Origin of the sequence: Micromonospora sp. NPDC093243 (assembly GCF_044753725.1) — a bacterium.
GTDB lineage: Bacteria > Actinomycetota > Actinomycetes > Mycobacteriales > Micromonosporaceae > Micromonospora.
Genome location: NZ_JBIVNT010000005.1, coordinates 602,658 through 619,925, shown reverse-complemented (window position 1 = coordinate 619,925; position 17,268 = coordinate 602,658). Strand labels below are relative to the sequence as shown.

The following is a 17,268-nucleotide window of genomic DNA, read 5'->3' as shown; positions in this document are numbered from 1 at the left end:
CGCGGCACCTCGTCGGCTGACCCCGATCGGCGCAACGCCAGCCACCGACGCGTCACGCGCCACTGCGCCTATCCCGGTGCTGCCGACCGTGTCCGCCACTCGCTCCACGATCCACCTACGCGCCAAGCCGACAGGCCCTAGTCCGCCGGCGGGCGGCGGGCCGTGCTGAACCGGCGTTGGTAGGCGGCGGGGCTGATCGACAGCTTCCTGGCGAAGACCCGGCGCATGCTCTCGTAACTGGGGAACCCGGCGAGGGTCGCAGCCTGCGTCGCGGTGTGTCCTTGGTCGAGCAGTGCCCTGGCCATGTCGAATCGGATGTTCTCCACGTAGCGGGCCGGTGTCGTGGACAGCTCGTCGTGGAAGAGCCGGGTGAGCTGGCGGGTGCTCACGTTGAGGTGTTTCGCGAGTTCACCGAGCGAGTGGTCCCCGCGTGGGTTCGCCGTCACCACGTCGGTGATTCTGCGGAGCGCCGGCGAGCGGGGCGGCGGTCCCTGCAGCGGTGCCGAGAACTGGGACTGGCCGCCCGCACGCTGCATGTACACGACCAGGGCGCGCGCGACCTCGCGCGCCAGGTCGGGCCCGTGGTCTTCTTCGACGAGAGCGAGCGCCAGGTCGATGCCGGCCGTCACCCCTGCCGAGGTGTACGTGGTGCCATCGCGAACGTAGATCGCGTCGGGCTCGACGCGGCAGGTCGGACACCGGGCGGCGAGTTCGTGCGTGACCTGCCAGTGCGTGGTCGCGCGCTTGCCGTCGAGGAGGCCGGCGGCGGCGAGGACGAACGCCCCCGTACAGATCGACGCGACCCGGCCGGCCACGGCCGCCGGTGTCCGCGCAGCGTCCGCCAGGTGGCCGGGGACAGGGGCGCGTGGATAGCGGTCGGACCCGGCCACCAGTAACGTGTCGACGGCCGGCTCCGAGGAGACGGCGCCGTCGACCGCGACCCGGACCCCGAGGTTCGACATGACCTCCGCGCCGGTGGGCGACAGCAGCACGATCCGGTAGTCGGCACCGAACCGGTTCGCCTCCTTGAACACCTCCGCGGGACCGGCGACGTCCAGCAACGTCACTCCGTCGTAGACGAAGATCGCAACGCGATGGTGGCCAGCCTTCACCACTCCGGTCCGCTCGAAGCCGGATGCGCACGGTGGGCGGCCGGACCCGGCAGCGCCGACCACCGTCGGATCGGCGAAACAGAGGGCACGGACACCGTCTATTGGTAGCACGCAATTACCGGCGATGACGCGAATCCTCGTGGGCGGAGTTGCCCACGTCACCGCTATCGCAGGTGAGCGAACTCGCCATGATCTTCGGCTGAATTGGCGCACGGCGGAGGCCACCCGATGGACCCTGTCGCGGGGTCTCGTGCCGCGCGTGGGTGAAGCACACGACTGCGATTTCGGCCTGTCCGGATATCAGTGATTCCTGGCCGGACGAAGGCGGCGGTGGGTGACGATCGGTGGGCAGCATGGAGGCCGGACACACGGTCCGCACAGCCCTCCCGGAAGGTCAGAAATCATGTCCGAGGTCATCGCAGGGTTGGAGATTCCGGAGACAGCGGCGGTCGCCGAAGCGACCAGGCGCATCCGGGAGACGACCAGCCCTCTCATTTACCACCACTCCCGACGGGTCTTCCTGTTCAGCCTGATTCACGCTCAGAAGATTGGCGTGAAACCGGAGCCGGAGCTGCTCTATCTGGCGGCCATGTTCCACGACACCGGCCTCCTGACTCCCTTTTCCGACGTCGAGCAGCGCTTCGAAGTCGACGGCGCCGACCACGCGCGCAAGTTCCTCCTGGACCGGGGTTTCTCGACGGCTGCAGCCGACACCGTCTGGACGGCGATCGCGCTGCACACCACCCCGGGCATCCCCGACCGGATGGCGCCGGAAATCGCCACGACGTACCTCGGTGTCTTGACCGATGTGCTCGGCTTCGGCCTGGAAACAATGGAGCGCGATCGGCTGGACGAAATTCTCGCCGTGCATCCACGAGGGAACTTCAAGGACGAGTTCCTGCGCGCCTACGTCGAGGGGCTGAGGAACCGTCCCGAAACCACGAACGGCACCGTGAACTCCGACGTGCTCGAACACTTCATCCCCGGCTTCCAGCGGGTGACGACGGTCGAGCGCATCGTCGGATCCCCCTGGCCGAGCTGATTGGCCATCTCACGGGCCACGCGATGAACCGTTCGGCCCCCCGTGCTGAGCCCCACAACCACCTCATACCGACGAACGTTCTAGGAGAGGCTTCGAGCATGCGAGCGATCACTGTGCGAGACCGTGACGCGGGAGTCGGCGGGCTCACCCTGACCGACATGCCTTACCCACACGCCGCGGAGAACGACGTCATCGTGCGCGTCCACGCCGCAGGCTTCACCCCGGGCGAGCTCGACTGGCCGGGAACCTGGTCCGATCGCGCCGGTCGCGACCGGACACCCAGCATCCCCGGGCACGAGCTGTCCGGAGTTGTCGTCGAGCTCGGCTACGGAACCACCGGCCTCACCGTGGGCCAGCGGGTGTTCGGACTGACCGACTGGACCCGCAACGGATCGCTGGCCGAGTACACCGCGGTGGAGGCCCGCAACCTCGCCCCCCTCGCGGCCGACATCGACCACAGCGTGGCCGCCGCGCTGCCCATTTCCGGACTGACCGCATGGCAGGGACTGTTCGACCACGCCCACCTCACGACCGGCCAGACCGTCCTCATCCACGGCGCCGCGGGCGGCGTCGGCTCGATCGCCGTTCAACTCGCGCGGGAGGTCGGCGCCCACGTCATCGGCACCGGCCGAGCCGACGACCGTGAGGTCGCGCTCGGACTCGGCGCGCAGACCTTCGTCGACCTGGACGCCGACGATCTGCGGCACGTCGGCGAGGTGGACGTGGTGTTCGACGTCATCGGCGGCGACATCCTCGAGCGATCGACAGAACTGGTACGCCCGGGCGGCACCCTCGTCACCATCCCCGCGCCACCTGCCGTGCAGCCCAAGGACGGGAGAGCCATCTTCTTCGTCGTCGAACCTGATCGCGCCCGGCTGACCGACCTCGCCCAGCGCGTCCGGACGGGACGGCTCAACCCCATCGTCGGCGCTGTGCGACCGCTCTCCGAGACGGCCGCCGCATTCGCCCGCCACCGTCGCACGGCCGGCAAGACGATCATTCAGGTCGCGGACTGACAAGGATCGCCGCACCGGCGATCAGGGCGACTCCTCATGCCGCGCCGCTGACCACTGAGGGGCGCCTGAGAGGGCGGGACGGTGATCTCTCACGACTCGTTCATGATTCCACCCCTTGGAGAAAACCCATGGAACTGGGTCTCGCACTGCCCACCGCCGGGCCGCAGCTGCGGCAGCCCCCCGCCCGGAGTCACGCCCCAGACGGCAGTGGGTCAGGAGGCTGTGGCGGGCTTTCTGGTGGGGTCGGCCGAGGTGGCGCCGTGAGTGGGACGGCGGGTCAGGACCTGGGGGCCGGAAGCCGTGACGGCGACCGTGTGTTCGGAGTGGGCGGTGCGCGAGCCGTCGGCGGAGCGGATCGTCCAGCCGTCCTTGTCGAACTTGATTTTGTCCGTGGAGCGGCAGAACCAGGGCTCGATGGCGATGGTGAGGCCGGGGTGAAGTTTCATGCCACGGCGGGCGCGGCCGTTGTTGGAGACGTGTGGGGCCTCGTGCATGGTGCGGCCGATGCCGTGGCCGCCGAACTCGGCGTTGACGCCGTAGCCGTAGGAGTGGGCGACCTCGCCGATCGCGGCGGAGATGTCACCGAGGCGGCCGCCGGGCTGGGCGGCGGTGATGCCGGCCTCCAGTGCGACCTCGGTCGCCTCGATCAGCTTCAGGTCGGCCGGGTCGGGGGTGCCGACGACGACGGAGAGCGCGGAGTCGGCGACCCAGCCGTCGATGCCGGCCGCCATGTCGATGCTGAGCAGGTCACCGTCGCGCAGAACATAGTCGTGCGGCAGGCCGTGCAGCACCGCGTCGTTGACCGACAGGCACAGCACGTTGCGGAACGGGCCGCGGCCGAACGAAGGGGCGTAGTCCCAGTAGCAGGATTCGGCGCCGCGTTCCGTGATCCGGCGGCGGGCGTGGTGTTCGAGGTCCATCAGGTTGACGCCGACCGCGGCGATACCGCTCAGCTCGGCGAGCAGCTCGCCGACGAACTGGCCCGTCACCGCCATGCGGCCGATCTCCTCGGCGGACTTGAGCTCGATCACGACAGCCTCCCTCTCCCGTTCGGTATTTTAATACCGTTATTTTTATACCACGTAGGTCGGGGTGCTCCGGAGGGATATCCTGCTGCCATGGTTCGCCAACCGCTCACCGCCGAACAGATCGCAGCGGGTCAGCGCCTCGGAGCCGCGCTCCGGGCCGCGCGGGCCGGCCGCAGCCTCGTCGAGGTGGCCCTGGCGGCCGGCATCTCCCCCGAGACGCTGCGCAAGATCGAGGCCGGCCGCCTCCCCGCACCGGCGTTCGGCACCGTGGTCTGCCTCAGCCAGGCCCTCGACGTCCCCCTCAGCGACCTGGCCGGCGTCTGGCTGGCCGACATGCCCATCCACCAGGCTTCCTAGAGACACCAGGCGCCCTAGAGACCGGGGCCGGCCGAGCAGTCGACCAGCGGTACGGCTGCCCGCCGGTCAGGCGGCCGGTTCGCTGGTGGACGACCGGCGGCCTCCGTGGCTCGCGACCAACGCGTCTGCCACGATCTCAGCGTCAGCTTCCGCGACGTCCGCTGGGTACTCCGGCAGCAGGTCGTCCCAGACGACCAGCCACGACCCGAACAACTGGGCCTGTCCCTCCGGCCGAGCGAAGAACCAGACGTGCAGGTGGGCGCCACCATCCCCGATGCGGTAGAGATGGGCCCGCGAGACGTGCGGCAGTGCCTGCATGTGGCGGACGATGCGGGTGCTCAACAGCCCCAGTTCGGCGGCCAGCTCGTCCGGCAGATCCGCCATGTCGTAGTGGTCGCGCGGAAACAGCATGAGCACCAGCGGGACGCCCACTCCCGCAATCCGGACCAGCCGCCAGTGATCGTTGAACCAGATCCCTTCGTCCCGGTCGCGGCAGGCGTTGCAGTCCGACGGATCCTCCCCGTGCCGCGCGGGCTCCGGGAGGACCGGCGGGCGCAACGGCGCTACGCGCAGCCCGTCCGGCTCGAACGGACTGATCTCCCATCCCGTCATGCGTGCCAACGGGAGCCGGCGCTCGCTGTCCGCGACGGCGACTGCGTGGTCATAGAACTCGTCCGGTCGCAAGGCCATGCGGCGAAGACTAGTACGACAAGTTCCCACGTGATCGACAGCCTTGTCGTGGCTGCCGGGCACCGCCCGATGGTCTCGTGCTCGATGATCCGGCCGCCGCGGCCGACACCGGTCGGTTCCTCAGGGTGCCCGGCGTCCGCGGCATGGACCGGAACGCGACCTTTAGCGGTGGCAGCGCCACACCAGCGGTCGGTACACCTGCTTTTCGTAGGCGGCGCCGACCACGGTCAGACCGTCGTCGCTGATCCCATTGGCCGTGTAGGTGCCCGCCGTGGTCGCGCGGACCTCGGGCCGGCCCGGCAACCGGCGGGACGTGCCGTCCGGGGCGACGACCAGCGGCGCACCGTCGCCGACCAGCAGGTCCCCGTTGCCGGCGATCCCGGTCGCGCTCGGGAACGGCAGCAGACTCACCGCCCCGGTCGTGAGATTCCACCGCACCGGCAGCATCTGCACGGCCCCGCCCTGATGGTCGCCGGGAACCATGCCGATCGCCCATTCGCCGTGCGCCGCGTCGACCGAGGCGCGCGGGTAGCCGTCGGGCAGTGCCAGGGCCGCCCCGGTGCCCTGCGGCGTCCACCGGTAGGGCAGTTGGCCCATCGTGCCGACCACCGTGCCGTCCTCGGTGATCCCGGTCGCGGCGGATCCAGCCTGCCCGACCAGCCGGTACTCCTGCGGGCGGTCCGCCGACCACAGCACGGCGTGGTGCGATTCGTCGGCTCCGCTGGCGGTGCCGGCGATGTCCCCCCGGCCGTTGACCGCGTGCACGAGGACCGCGTCGTAGCCGGGCGGGGTGGCCAGGAAGCGCAGCTTCCCGTCGCGGTAGACCCAGCCGGTGCCGTCGCCGTTGGTGCCGACCACGTCGCCGCCAGCGTTGACCGCGGCCGCGTACCGCGCGCCGGCCGGCAGGACGCCCGCCCGGCCGTCGGTCCAGAGCACGACCCGGCCGTCCTCCTGGCCGGTGCCGATGTCGCCGACGATGTACCGCCCGGTGGGGTCGACGCCGTTCGCCACCGCGACCGGACCGGCGATCGGCCGCGGCAACCACGACGCCTCACAGGTGACGGGCGAGCCCGGAGCGGTCGACACGGTTCCGCTCGGTGACACCGCGAGGGCGGGCGTCACCGGAGCAGGCCGGCTGGCGGGCCCGCCGAGTTGGACGGCGCCGACGACGCCGAGCCCGGCCATCGCCGTCACCGCGGCGAGCCCGCCGAGGCGGCGTCGCCGGCGGCGTCGCCGGCCGTCGCGGACCGCGCGGCCCACGTCGACCCTCGGCTCGGGAACGGGTACCGATCGCAGCAGTACGGCGATGCGCTGGTCGTCGGACGTGGTCATCTCGGATTCCTCCCCGACATCTCGGTAACGTCGAGCACGTGGCGGACCGCCACCAGGGCCCGAGCCGTCTGCGACTTCACGTTGCCTTCCGAGCAGCCCATCGCGGCGGCCGTGTCGGCCAGCGACAGATCGCACAGGAACCGCAGGACCAGTACGGTGCGCTGGCCGCGTGGAAGGTTGGCGAGCGCGGCGACCAGGCTGTCCCGCTCGGCCAGCTCGTCGTGCGGCGTGACCGGCGAGCGCTCGGGCTCCGGCGTCGACCCCAGCAGCCGGACCTTCGACCAGCTCAACCGCTTCTCGTCGACGAGCTTGTGGACCAGCATCCGGTGCACGTACGCGTCGACGTTGTCGGCCCGGCTGACCCGGCGCCAGTTCACGTACAGCGCCGTGATCGTCTGCTGCACCACGTCGTCAGCCAAGTGGGCGTCGCCGCACATCAGAAACGCGGTCCGATGCAGGCTCCGCAGTCGCGCGGAGACGTACTCCACGAACTGACCCTCGGCATCCACCATTCGGGCTCCCTCCTCCGCAAGCTCGACGGGTCCGGACGACCATCAGGTTGCGTCAACAGCGGCCGAGGACCCGTGAAAAATTTCTGGTATGGCGTCGGATCCGGGGCGAGCCGTTCATAGAAGGCAGAGGGCGAGCGTCGTGGCCACGGACGGGATGATCACCGAGGGCCCTTACCCGGAGACCAAGGAGGTCCTCGGCGGGTTCGCGATCGTCGACGTGGCCTCACGCGAGGAGGCGCTGGCGTGGGCCGCCAAGATCGCCGTCGGTGGTAGATCCGGACGACGGCTCAGCTGACGATTCGCCCGATCCGCCCCGTACGGCGCGCGAACAGTGCCACGATGCCGGCAGGGCGTGCCGGCGGTGGCCGCCCCCAGTCGAGAGGGGTCGACGTGAGCACCGTCCGCCGGGCACGCCCTGCTGGGCCGACCTGGCCACCCCGGATCGCCGGCCTCCGCGACCCGCAGGGCGCCCTCGTCAACGTCATCGCCCTCGCCCGCGCCGCTGCCGGCTGACGGCCGTCGGCTGTCGGGCCCGCCGCCATCCCGCCGAGAGTTGCCCGAGCAGAGGAAGCGAAGCCGAAGCCATGACAGATATTCCACCGGGGGCGCCCGCCTGGGTCGACCTGGTCACCACCGACCTCCCCGGCGCGGTGCGCTTCTACGCGCCCTTGTTCGGATGGGCCGTCGCCGAGGCGGACCGGCAACCCGCGGCTGACGGTCACCTCGTCTTCCACCAGCAGGGCAAACCGGTGGCCGGTGCCGGGCCGGGGACCGGCCCGCAGCGGCCGCCTGCCTGGATGCCCTATCTGGCGACCGACGACGCCCAGGGGGCCTGCCAGCGGGTGACCGCCGCCGGCGGCCGGATTTTGACCGAGCCCGTCGACGTCCCCGGCTCCCGGCGGACGGCGCTCTTCGCCGACCCGGCCGGGGCGCCGTTCGGGGTGTGGCAGTCGCTCGGCATGCCGGGGGCCGAGGTGTTCGACGTACCCGGCTCGCTGACCTGGCCCGAGCTGACCACGCGGGAGTGGGACCGGGCCAAGGAGTTCTACGGGTCGGTGTTCGGCTGGACGGCGGACGACCAACCGATGGGCCCGATCACCTACACCACCTGGCAGCTGGACGGTCGCCCCGTCGCCGGGATGATGCCCATGCTCGGCGAAGACTGGGGCGACCTCCCGTCCCACTGGATGGTCTACTTCGCGGTCACCGACACCGACAGGGTCGTCGCCGAGGCGCTACGGATGGGCGCGACGCTCGCCGTCCAGCCGACGGACCTGACGCGGGGCCGGTTCGCGGTGCTCACCGATCCACAGGGCGCGTTCTTCTCGGTCCTCGGGACTACTCCGCCCTGACCGTACGGAGATCCGGCCGCACCGCCGCCGCCGGCGGCCCGTGCTCAAGCTAGTGCCCCAGCGCATGCTGGTGGCCGAGCCAATCGGGTCGATCTTCAACGCGTTGACGAATCCGGCGGCTTGGCCTTCTGCGGGTAGATCGTCTCGTGACGGGCCAGCATGGCGACGAACTCGCCGATCTTCCGCTCGCGGGTCTGCGCCCGTTTGACGGCATTGACGCGATGGATGAGGGCGAACCGGTTGGTTTTGGTGAGCACGTCGAACATGGCCTGGGCGGCGGGGTCGGCAGCGATGGCGGCGAGCAGGTCGGCCGGTACCTCGGCTTCCGACGGCGGGGCGTAGGCGGCCGCCCACCGCCCGTCCGCCTTCGCGGCTTCCGCCGCGGCGCGGCCTGCGGGCAGCATTCGCCCCTGCGCCTCGAGCCGGGCCACATGGGCGACGTTGCGTTGTGACCAGGAACTGCGGAGCCGGCGAGGGGTGAACCGGATCCAGGAGGTCTCCTGGTCCCGTTTACGGGCCTGCCCGTCGATCCAGCCGAAACACAGGGCCTCGTCGACCGCCTGCTGCCAGGTCAGCGTGGTGACCGTGCCGCCCTTCCTGGTCAGAGCGAGCCAGACGCCTGGTGAGGTGGCGTGGTTGGCCGACAACCACCCGCGCAGCGCCTCGGCGTCCGCGACGATCAACTCATCCAGTTCGGCGCTCCCCATGACAGCAGGCTATCGCTGAGCCGTTGCCGCAGCCCCTGCCTGTGGGCCAGCCGGACACGCCGGACTGCGGGCGCGCCGGCCACTTGGCGGTGATCAGGACTCTTCCGCGACGTGAAATTTTCTGCCACGATCCATCGAAACATCGAAAAGTCTCTGCATCGGAGGTCCCGACAACCGCGGCAGCGGTCGATCCATCTCCGACGCCTACGTCCACGCCAGCCACGACGGCTACATCCCCGGCGCACGCCGCGGCTGACACCTTCGCGTGCGCCGCGCCTCAACCTGCCCCCGCGGCCCTTCCGGACCATCGGCCGGTCACATCCCATGGAGGAACAGTGCTCACCAGGAGACAATTGCTGATCACCGCCACGGCCGCGATGACGGGCTCGGCCCTCGTCGGCCAGAGCGCTCGCGCGGCTCTCCCTGTGGTTGACATGGAGGCGCTCATCAAGGCGGCACAGATCGACCCGCGTAGAGCGGACACGGCGATCACCTCGGGCAGCAAGGACAGCGTGCTTCAGGTGGAGCGTGCGCTACAGGCGCGAGGTCTGCTCACGGCCACCTACGTCGACGGCCACTTCGGCACCAGCACCATCGCAGCGTACGCCGCCTACCAGCGGTCCCTGGGATACTCGGGCCTCGACGCCACCGGCCTGCCCGGACCAACCTCGCTGCGACTGTTGGGCGAGCAGCGGTTCACGATCACGCGGTCGCTCTCCCCCGGCAGCGTGGTCACGCTACGCGGCGCACAGGTGAACACACGTACCAGGAGCATGCTGTTCGAGGCCGAACGACTCCTCGGCGCACAGCTGACGATCACACAGGGCTCCTACAGTTCCAGCACCCCGGCCTCGGCCGGCACCCATGACGGCGGCGGAGCGCTCGACCTCTCGGTGAGCGGCATGTCCTCCACCTATCGGACCAACGTCGTCAGGCAGCTGCGCCGGGTGGGTTTCGCGGCGTGGCTCCGCACCCCGTCGCAGGGGGATTGGCCCTATCACATCCACGCCATCGCCCTGGCCGACACGGACCAGTCGATCGGTGCCCAGCATCAGGCCGGCGACTACTACCTCGGCCTCAATGGACTGGCCAACCGGGCGGCCGACGACGGCCCCGCCGTCACACCAAAGCTGTCCTGGGAGGAGTACCTCCGCGCGACCTGACCGCAGGTGGGCGTCAACGCCTGTCGGCCGGCAGGTGCGGACGCCTCCGCGCTACCCGTTCAGGAGCTGCTCGCGCAGGATGTCTGCGTGCTGCACGTGCTGCGCGAGCTCGCGCAGCACGTGCAGGTACACCCAGCGCAGCGGGCGCGGGCCGCGCCGGTTCCCGCGCAGCATGTCGTCCAGGCCGATCTCGGCGCGCGACCGGCAGGTGACGGCCTCGTCGACTATCGCCGAGCGCCACCGGTGGCAGGGCGGGGCGCGCCGGCGGCGGTGAACGCGGCCCGTGGTTGCTGCACCGCCTGCAGCGAGACGGTGTCGCGGCCGAACAGCACGGCACTGAGCCAGACCAGCAGGACGCGGACCTTGCGTTCCCAGGTCGGCACGGCGAGCACGTGGTATCCGCGGTGCATCATCCAGGCCGTGAACCCCTTGACGACCAGTCGGCGGTACTGGAACACCCCGCGCCCGAGACCGAGGGTCGCGACGACACCGAGGCTGTGGTGCGCGTACGGCTTGACCCGTCGCCCGCGGAGGTCGGCGACCAGGTTCGCGGCCAGCAGTTTCCCCTGCCGTACGGCGTGTTGCGCGTTCGGCACCGTCTGGGCGCCCGGGATCGCCGAGGCGAGGTCCGGAACCGCGGCATTGTCGCCCGCGCCCCAGGCGTCGGGGATCGCGGCGTCCGCCGTGCCGACCCGCAGGTCGGCACGCACCTGCAGCCGACCCTTCTCGTCGACCGGCAGGTCGGTGTGCTTGGCGACGACGGGATTGGCACCGTTGCCCGCGGTCCAGATCAACAGCTCGGTGTCGTACTCCTCGCCGGTCGAGAGCACCACGTGCCCGTCCTCGGCCGAGACGAGCTGCGTGTCGAGGTGGATGTGAGCGCCTCGCTCCTCGAGGTGGCGGACCACCCACCGCCCCACGTCGTCGGTCACCTCGGGAAGGATCCGGCCCTGCGCCTCGACGAGGTGATAGCTGAGATCCGAGAAGGTGAGCTCCGGGTAGCGCTTGAGCAGCGCCGTCGCGAGCGACAGCAGTTCCCCGAAGCCTTCGACTCCGGTGAACCCGCCGCCGACGACGGTCACGGTCAGCAGCCGTGTGCGCTCCGGGCCCGGTGGAAGGGCCGAGGCGCGCTCGAATGCGGTGAGCAGCCGGTCCCTGATCGCGACCGCCTCCTCGACGTGCTTGAGCCCGATCGCACCCTCCGCGACCCCGGGGATCGGGAAGGTACGGGTCACCGCGCCCGCCGTGACCACGACGATGTCGTACTCGAACTGGCGGTCGGGGCCGTCCAGCGGCCGGATGGTCGCCGTCCTGCGCCCGTGGTCGATTTCGGTCACACTACCGGTGATGACGGTGGTGCGGCGGAGGTGGCCGCGCAGCGAGACGGCGACGTGGCGGGCCTCGACCGAGCCCGCGGCGACCTCGGGCAGGAACGGCTGATAGGTCATGTACGGCCGGGGATCGACGAGCGTGACCTCTGCCTCGCCGCGACGGAGCTTCTTCTCCAACCGCCAGGCCGTGTAGAAACCGGCGTAGCCGCCGCCCACGATCAGGATTCTGCGCATGGCAACCTCCAACGAACCGCTACCAGCTACAACCAGGTGAGGCCAGGCTTTGTGCCACGCGGCGCCCGATCGTGATCGGGCACACGACCACGGATCGGCGGACGCGTAGCAGCTCGACCAGGCACACGATGATCTCTTGGCGTTCGCCGTCGGGTGCGGTCAGCAGCTGCGCCTGCGCGGCCGCACCCGCTGGCGTACGGTCATCGCTGCCGCCTGCTCGACCGCGGTCATGTCGCCGGAGCGAGCGGCCGCGATGAACGTGGTCAGCAGCCGTCGGTGCGCGGCCGCGCCCGCCGGCGTACGCCGCTCACTCGCGATGTCTCGACGCGCCCGGCTGACCAGCTGGCGCACCGCGGGTTCGGTCGACTGCAGGATGTCGGCGATCTCCGCATACGGGTAGTCGAACGCCTCCCGCAGGACATACGCGGCGCGCCCGCTGGGCGTGAGCTTCTCCAACAGCAGCAGGGCCGCGAGCTTCAGGGCCTCGCTGCGCTCGGCCGCCAGGTTCAGGTCCGCGCCCGGGTCGACGGGTTCCGGCAGCCACGGTCCGAGGTACGTCTCGCGCCGCACCCGCGCGGACTGCAGCGCGTTGATGGCTAGTCGGGTCGTCGTCGTCGCCAGGAACGCAGCCGGGTCGATCACGGCGTCGCGGTCACACGTCTGCCACCGCAGCCACACCTCCTGCACCAGATCCTCGGCCTCGGCGGCGCTGCTGAGCATGCGATACGCGATCCCGAACAGGCGCGGCCGCACGCTCGTGAAGACCGCCGCGGCCTCCTCAAGATCGTTCGTGTCGACCGGGTGCGGATCCCCACCGGAGTCCACCATCCCTCGCCCCCGTTCTGCTGACGTCGCGGCTGCCACCAGGCCCATGGTGGGTCGGACATGCGGCACGGCCCAACGTCCGGGCGCGAGGAGTGACAGCAAGCACAGGCCTGTCACAGATTCCGCGGCCGCGCTGTCTCGGCTTGTGGAAACCGAAACTCACCAGGAGGACACCTTGACCCGGCCGGACGCCCTCCACCACCAGTTCGCCGACGACGTGCCGTCCGCGGGCTGTGCCCACCGTGCGAACGCGGCGCTGGTGGCTTTCATCGCCCGTTGAGAAGGGCGCCCATGGGGCGTCCGAAGCGGATCCAGGTCGAAAGGGGTGACGCGATGAGGCCTGCTCGGCTGGAGGCGTTCAGTGATGGGGTGCTCGCCATCATCATCACGATCATGGTGCTGGAGCTGAGGGTGCCGGAGGGTCACCATCTCTCCGACCTCGTCCACACGACCGGCGTCGGGCTGCTGACGTATCTTCTCAGCTTCGTCTATGTGGGCATCTACTGGAACACCCACCACCACATGTTCCACCTGGTGCGGCGGGTCAACGGTGGTGTGCTGTGGGCGAACCTGGCGCTGCTCTTCTGCCTGTCGCTGGTCCCGTTCACGACAACCTGGGTGTCCGAATCGAGGTTCGAGCAGATCCCGGTGGTCATCTACGGTCTGAACCTGCTCAGCGCGGCCGTCGCCTACCTCGTGCTCCAGCGGGTGATCATCCGGCAGCAGGGACCGGAGTCGCCGCTGCGCCGCGCCGTCGGCGCCGACCGCAAGGGCAAGATCTCCGTGGTGTTCGACGTCATCGGGATCCTCAGCGCGCTGACGATCGACCGGGGCGGTCGTCTCGGCGTCTGGATTGCCCTGGCGTGCTTCGTCGCCATCGTGATCATGTGGGTCGTCCCCGACCGCCGCATCGACCGGGTGGTCCGCCAGTACGGGACTTCGGGCTGAGGGCGCGAGGCCGGTCTCCTGTCGCTACACATGTCACAGGCCAGGGGAGTTCCCGGTCTTAGCTGGTGACCGGACGGCAACCGGCGCCCCGGCCAACAGAAGGGTTCGTCATGAAGATCGTGGTAATCGGCGGCACTGGCCTGATCGGGTCGAAGGTCGTGGCGAAGCTCGGCGAGCACGGCCACGAGGCGGTGCCGGCGGCACCGAATACCGGCGTCAACACCCTCACCGGCGAGGGCCTGGCCGAGGCGTTGGCCGGGGCGTCCGTGGTGGTCGACGTGTCGAACGCCCCCTCGTGGGAGGACACCGCGGTGATGGAGTTCTTCACGACCTCCACCGGCAATCTGCTCGCGGCGGAGGCAGCGGCCGGTGTGAGCCACCACGTGGCGTTGTCGATCGTGGGGACCGAGCGGCTGCCCGAGAACGGCTACTTCCGGGCAAAGGCCGCGCAGGAGAAGCTGATCGAGGACTCGTCGATCCCGTTCTCGATCGTGCACGCAACCCAGTTCTTCGAGTTCGTCAAGGGCATCGCCGACGCCGGCGCGGACGGTGGCACGGTGCGGATGGCGCCGGTGCTCTTCCAGCCCATGGCTGGCGACGAGGTGGCCCAGGCGCTCGTCCGGGTGGCGGTGGGGTCGCCGCTGAACGGGCGGGTCGAGGTGGCCGGGCCCGAGCAGGTTTGGATGGATCAGTTCTTCCGGACCGCCCTGGCCGCGCTGGGCGATCCACGCGAGGTGGTCACCGACCCGCACGCGCGCTACTTCGGCGCCGAGTTGGGCGAGCGGAGTCTGGTGCCGGGCGACGGGGCGGTCCTCGGGGAGATCACGTACGCCAGCTGGCTGGGCCGGACCAAGTCCGGCGAGTAGACCCCCGGCCCGGCTCACCGCCCAGCCGGCGTTCGCCATGCTGCAGGAGGCCGAGCAGCCGTTCATCCCGGCGGGAGAGCATGTGATGACCGTGGTCATCGCGCTCCCGCCGGGAGAGCGTCGTACGCCTCGGCACCGTCACTCCGGCGCCCCGGCGCCACCCGGTTCCCCGAGGGGGCAGTGGAAGCGTCAGGTCAATCGGAGGCAGCGTTCCGGGAAGCCTGCTGCTGCACGAAGAGGTCCGCCTCCAGCAGCCGTGCCGAGAGCCGGCCCGCTTCGTGGATGTCGTTGGTGGTCATTCCCGGCAGGATCGCGTGCGCTTCGTGGATGCCGTCGCCGCTGCCGACGTTGAGCATGGCCAGGTACCACCGAAGTGCCTGCACGAGGTCGACCGGTCGACCGAATCCGTCGCGGTACCAGCAGGCCGCCGCGAACATGCTGGCCTTGTCGCCGGCCTCGGCACCCCGCACATACCACCGCAGCGCCTCCTCGTCGAGGTCACGCTCGCTGAGCCGGTCACCCAGCCGTGAGTACGCCTCAGTGATGCCGGCCTTGGCGGCCTGGCGCAGCCAGTGCACCGCCTCATCAGAACCAGTGGCCAGGACACCGAGGTTGAATGCGGCGATTGGGTCCCCTGCCTCGGCGGCGGCCCGGTAGAGAGTGGCCGCCCGAGCGTCGTCCGCTGTCGCGCCGATGCCGTGCTGCACCAGGTAACCGAGGGTGCGCTGAGCGACCGGATCACCGTCGTCGGCCGAGACGGCCAGCAGCTTCACACCTCCGGCCGGATCTCCGAGATGGAAGGCGCGGATCACGCCGAGCATGGTGCGCGCCCGGCGGTCCACTGAAGCCGGCATGCGGAGCTTCGGTGCGAGCAGCGCCAGCTCCCGCTCGGCCATCTCGGCGCCCGCCTTGGCGGCCTCCAGGTACCAGAAGGCGGCCTCCGGCAGGTCCACCTTGTGGTACGCGAAGAGCGTGCCCAGATCGTGCGCAGCCCGCACCTCCCCGGCAGCAGCCGCCAGACGCCAGTGTCGCTCCGCCTCGTCCTGGTCCGGCGGCACGCCCTGACCGGTGGCGTACATCAGACCAACCATCCGGCGAGCGGGCACGTGGCCCAACTCGGCGGAACGCTGATACCACCGCAACGCCGCCGCCTGGTCCTGCGCTACACCCCGGCCGGTGGCGTGCAGCACCCCGAGGTTGTGCGCCGCCTCGGCATTGCCCAGGTCAGCCGCACGCTCGTACAGCCCGCGGGCCCGCACCGGATCTGCCCGCTCGCCGTGACCACTGCTTGCCAACTGGCCCAACAACAGCAGCGCCCGGTCATCCGGCCCGGCCAGCTCCAACTGCTCACGAGCCTCGTCGAAGGCCCTGCGCTGCGCGGCAAGCACCCCCCGGTCGTACGCCTGCAGTGTCACGTGAAGGAGTGTAGAGAGGCCACAGATCAGCCATCGACGCAAAGATCGCAGCTACCTCCAGCCGAACGTGCCGCCCGTCCGGGATCTCCTGACCGAGGATTCGGAGTTCGTTGAAGAAGCTGCTGGTCGTCCGCATCTGACGGTGAGCGATGGACGAGCAGTATGGCTATGCTCCCGGTCATGAGCGAGACGGCCCCACAGCCTTCCCCGTCAGCAGCTCCCACCGAGGCCGAATCCCTGCTGTCCGTCCTCGATCGCAACCGCCGGACCTTCGCCTGGAAAACGTCCGGACTCGACGAAAAGGGCATGCGCGCGACCACGGCCGCCAGCGCGATGACGCTCGGTGGTCTCGTCAAGCATATGGCTCTGGTCGAGGCAGACTGGCTGGCTGTCAAGCTCGCCGGACATGACTACGGAGCGCCGTGGGACGCCGTAGATTTCGACGCCGATCCTGACTGGGAATGGCGCACCGGGGCGCTGGACTCTCCGGAAGAGGTCTACGCAGTGTGGCGAGACGCCGTCGAGCGTTCGCGCAAGCTCGTTACTGAGGTCATCAAGGAGCGCGGGCTCGACGGACCAGCATCCTTCACCTGGCCGGACGGTCGCACGCCCGACGTTCGCGCCATGCTGTTGGACATGGTTGAGGAGTACGCGCGCCACACCGGCCACGCCGACATTCTCCGTGAAGCTGTGGATGGTCGCGTCGGTGAGGGTGCGCCTGCGGACTTCACCGTCTGAACCTCCGGTCGCCTTATCGGCAGCGTGGTCGCCCTGTCCGCCGAACCGCGCTGACGCGACTGGGCATGTGCGTACACGCCATATCGAAGCGGAAGCAGGAGAGGTTGTCGTATCAAGGCGTGGCCGTTCGTGGAAACAGTGTGCGGGACCCGGGCGGGACCGCCGGACACGAGGAGTCGGGACAGGCCCTCGTCCGGGACTGAGGGGAGACGACCATGACGGAGTACCTGATCGCCTTCAACGACGAGTGGGTGCGCGAACACACGGCGGAGGAGCTGCGCGAGAAGGGCACGGCCGGACGGGCCGTGATCGAGGAGATGCGGGCCGAGGGTGTCCTGATCTTCAGCAACGGCGGACTCGACCGGTCAACCGCGGTGTGCAGTGTCGAGCCGGTCGACGGCAAGCCCGTCTTCACCGACGGCCCGTACGTCGAGACGAAGGAGCACCTCGGCGGCTTCGCCGTCGTGGACGTGCCCGACGACGAGGCGGCGCGATACTGGGCTGGCAGGCTCGCGACCGTGCTCGACTGGCCGCAGGAGGTGCACCGGTTCCGAGGTCCCGGTGAGCCCCGGCGTAACGGCTCCGGGGTGAGTTGAGCGC

The 17,268-nt window shown here is 70.0% G+C and carries 21 protein-coding genes; 11 read left to right on the top strand and 10 right to left on the bottom strand.

What is annotated here, in order from left to right; all coding sequences use genetic code 11:
* Positions 1 to 137: 137 nt before the first annotated feature.
* Positions 138 to 1,337, bottom strand: a complete 1,200-nt coding sequence (locus tag ACIP9D_RS20350; RefSeq protein ID WP_350876011.1) for a GlxA family transcriptional regulator — start codon at positions 1,335 to 1,337, stop codon at positions 138 to 140.
* A gap of 178 nt (positions 1,338 to 1,515) precedes the next feature.
* Here ACIP9D_RS20350 and ACIP9D_RS20345 point away from each other — a divergent pair, with 178 nt between their 5' ends.
* Positions 1,516 to 2,154: an HD domain-containing protein gene (locus ACIP9D_RS20345; RefSeq protein WP_350876013.1), complete on the top strand. Its 639-nt coding sequence runs from the start codon at positions 1,516 to 1,518 to the stop codon at positions 2,152 to 2,154.
* A 23-nt stretch (positions 2,155 to 2,177) separates the two neighbouring features.
* The gene (locus ACIP9D_RS20340; protein WP_350876015.1) at positions 2,178 to 3,170 is read left to right on the top strand and encodes an NADP-dependent oxidoreductase; all 993 of its coding nucleotides are present in this window, start codon (positions 2,178 to 2,180) and stop codon (positions 3,168 to 3,170) included.
* A gap of 212 nt (positions 3,171 to 3,382) precedes the next feature.
* Here ACIP9D_RS20340 and map read toward each other — a convergent pair whose 3' ends face one another.
* Positions 3,383 to 4,201 carry a type I methionyl aminopeptidase gene (map, locus tag ACIP9D_RS20335; protein ID WP_350876017.1) on the bottom strand — a complete coding sequence of 273 codons (819 nt, stop codon included), beginning with the start codon at positions 4,199 to 4,201 and terminating at the stop codon, positions 3,383 to 3,385.
* An 87-nt stretch (positions 4,202 to 4,288) separates the two neighbouring features.
* Here map and ACIP9D_RS20330 point away from each other — a divergent pair, with 87 nt between their 5' ends.
* On the top strand, positions 4,289 to 4,555 hold the full coding sequence (locus ACIP9D_RS20330) for a helix-turn-helix transcriptional regulator (RefSeq protein ID WP_350876019.1): 267 nt from the start codon (positions 4,289 to 4,291) through the stop codon (positions 4,553 to 4,555).
* A gap of 66 nt (positions 4,556 to 4,621) precedes the next feature.
* Here ACIP9D_RS20330 and ACIP9D_RS20325 read toward each other — a convergent pair whose 3' ends face one another.
* The 3 genes from ACIP9D_RS20325 to ACIP9D_RS20315 all read right to left on the bottom strand — a co-directional run bounded on the left by ACIP9D_RS20325 (position 4,622) and on the right by ACIP9D_RS20315 (position 7,089).
* Positions 4,622 to 5,245 (bottom strand): hypothetical protein, encoded by a 624-nt coding sequence (locus ACIP9D_RS20325; protein WP_350876021.1) that lies wholly within the window; start codon positions 5,243 to 5,245, stop codon positions 4,622 to 4,624.
* 162 nt (positions 5,246 to 5,407) lie between these two features.
* A complete protein-coding gene (locus tag ACIP9D_RS20320; RefSeq protein WP_350876023.1) occupies positions 5,408 to 6,577 on the bottom strand; it encodes a hypothetical protein in 1,170 nt (389 codons plus the stop codon).
* Complete coding sequence (locus tag ACIP9D_RS20315; protein WP_350876025.1) at positions 6,574 to 7,089, bottom strand: SigE family RNA polymerase sigma factor; 516 nt, start codon at positions 7,087 to 7,089, stop codon at positions 6,574 to 6,576. Before ACIP9D_RS20315 ends, ACIP9D_RS20320 begins: the two co-directional genes overlap by 4 nt.
* A gap of 139 nt (positions 7,090 to 7,228) precedes the next feature.
* Here ACIP9D_RS20315 and ACIP9D_RS20310 point away from each other — a divergent pair, with 139 nt between their 5' ends.
* From ACIP9D_RS20310 to ACIP9D_RS20300, 3 genes are all read left to right on the top strand, one after another.
* On the top strand, positions 7,229 to 7,384 hold the full coding sequence (locus ACIP9D_RS20310; protein ID WP_400450495.1) for a YciI family protein: 156 nt from the start codon (positions 7,229 to 7,231) through the stop codon (positions 7,382 to 7,384).
* Positions 7,385 to 7,479: 95 nt separating this feature from the next.
* Positions 7,480 to 7,602 carry a hypothetical protein gene (locus ACIP9D_RS20305; protein ID WP_350876027.1) on the top strand — a complete coding sequence of 41 codons (123 nt, stop codon included), beginning with the start codon at positions 7,480 to 7,482 and terminating at the stop codon, positions 7,600 to 7,602.
* A 71-nt stretch (positions 7,603 to 7,673) separates the two neighbouring features.
* Positions 7,674 to 8,441, top strand: coding sequence for a VOC family protein (locus ACIP9D_RS20300; protein ID WP_350876029.1), 768 nt, complete (start codon positions 7,674 to 7,676; stop codon positions 8,439 to 8,441).
* A gap of 95 nt (positions 8,442 to 8,536) precedes the next feature.
* Here the strand turns inward: ACIP9D_RS20300 and ACIP9D_RS20295 are convergent, their stop codons facing one another.
* A complete protein-coding gene (locus ACIP9D_RS20295; RefSeq protein WP_350876031.1) occupies positions 8,537 to 9,148 on the bottom strand; it encodes a YdeI/OmpD-associated family protein in 612 nt (203 codons plus the stop codon).
* A 335-nt stretch (positions 9,149 to 9,483) separates the two neighbouring features.
* Here ACIP9D_RS20295 and ACIP9D_RS20290 point away from each other — a divergent pair, with 335 nt between their 5' ends.
* On the top strand, positions 9,484 to 10,311 hold the full coding sequence (locus ACIP9D_RS20290; protein WP_350876033.1) for a peptidoglycan-binding domain-containing protein: 828 nt from the start codon (positions 9,484 to 9,486) through the stop codon (positions 10,309 to 10,311).
* Between the two features lie 51 nt (positions 10,312 to 10,362).
* On the opposite strand, the gene ACIP9D_RS20285 is transcribed toward ACIP9D_RS20290, so the two are convergent.
* The 3 genes from ACIP9D_RS20285 to ACIP9D_RS20275 form a co-directional block, all read right to left on the bottom strand.
* Positions 10,363 to 10,494, bottom strand: a complete 132-nt coding sequence (locus tag ACIP9D_RS20285; RefSeq protein WP_400450578.1) for a DUF664 domain-containing protein — start codon at positions 10,492 to 10,494, stop codon at positions 10,363 to 10,365.
* A gap of 41 nt (positions 10,495 to 10,535) precedes the next feature.
* Positions 10,536 to 11,876, bottom strand: coding sequence for an NAD(P)/FAD-dependent oxidoreductase (locus ACIP9D_RS20280; RefSeq protein ID WP_350876035.1), 1,341 nt, complete (start codon positions 11,874 to 11,876; stop codon positions 10,536 to 10,538).
* Between the two features lie 159 nt (positions 11,877 to 12,035).
* Positions 12,036 to 12,704, bottom strand: a complete 669-nt coding sequence (locus ACIP9D_RS20275; protein WP_400450577.1) for a sigma-70 family RNA polymerase sigma factor — start codon at positions 12,702 to 12,704, stop codon at positions 12,036 to 12,038.
* Positions 12,705 to 13,034: 330 nt separating this feature from the next.
* On the opposite strand from ACIP9D_RS20275, the gene ACIP9D_RS20270 reads away from it, so the two are divergent.
* Together ACIP9D_RS20270 and ACIP9D_RS20265 are read left to right on the top strand one after the other, a co-directional pair.
* Positions 13,035 to 13,649, top strand: a complete 615-nt coding sequence (locus ACIP9D_RS20270) for a TMEM175 family protein (protein ID WP_350876039.1) — start codon at positions 13,035 to 13,037, stop codon at positions 13,647 to 13,649.
* A gap of 110 nt (positions 13,650 to 13,759) precedes the next feature.
* Entirely contained in the window at positions 13,760 to 14,515 is a 756-nt protein-coding gene (locus ACIP9D_RS20265) for an SDR family oxidoreductase (protein WP_350876041.1), read from the top strand.
* Between the two features lie 194 nt (positions 14,516 to 14,709).
* Here the strand turns inward: ACIP9D_RS20265 and ACIP9D_RS20260 are convergent, their stop codons facing one another.
* Entirely contained in the window at positions 14,710 to 15,930 is a 1,221-nt protein-coding gene (locus tag ACIP9D_RS20260; RefSeq protein ID WP_350876043.1) for a tetratricopeptide repeat protein, read from the bottom strand.
* 180 nt (positions 15,931 to 16,110) lie between these two features.
* Between ACIP9D_RS20260 and ACIP9D_RS20255 the strand changes: the two genes are divergently transcribed.
* On the top strand, positions 16,111 to 16,668 hold the full coding sequence (locus ACIP9D_RS20255; protein WP_350876045.1) for a DinB family protein: 558 nt from the start codon (positions 16,111 to 16,113) through the stop codon (positions 16,666 to 16,668).
* Between the two features lie 215 nt (positions 16,669 to 16,883).
* Positions 16,884 to 17,264, top strand: a complete 381-nt coding sequence (locus tag ACIP9D_RS20250) for a YciI family protein (RefSeq protein WP_350876047.1) — start codon at positions 16,884 to 16,886, stop codon at positions 17,262 to 17,264.
* Positions 17,265 to 17,268 lie beyond the last annotated feature (4 nt).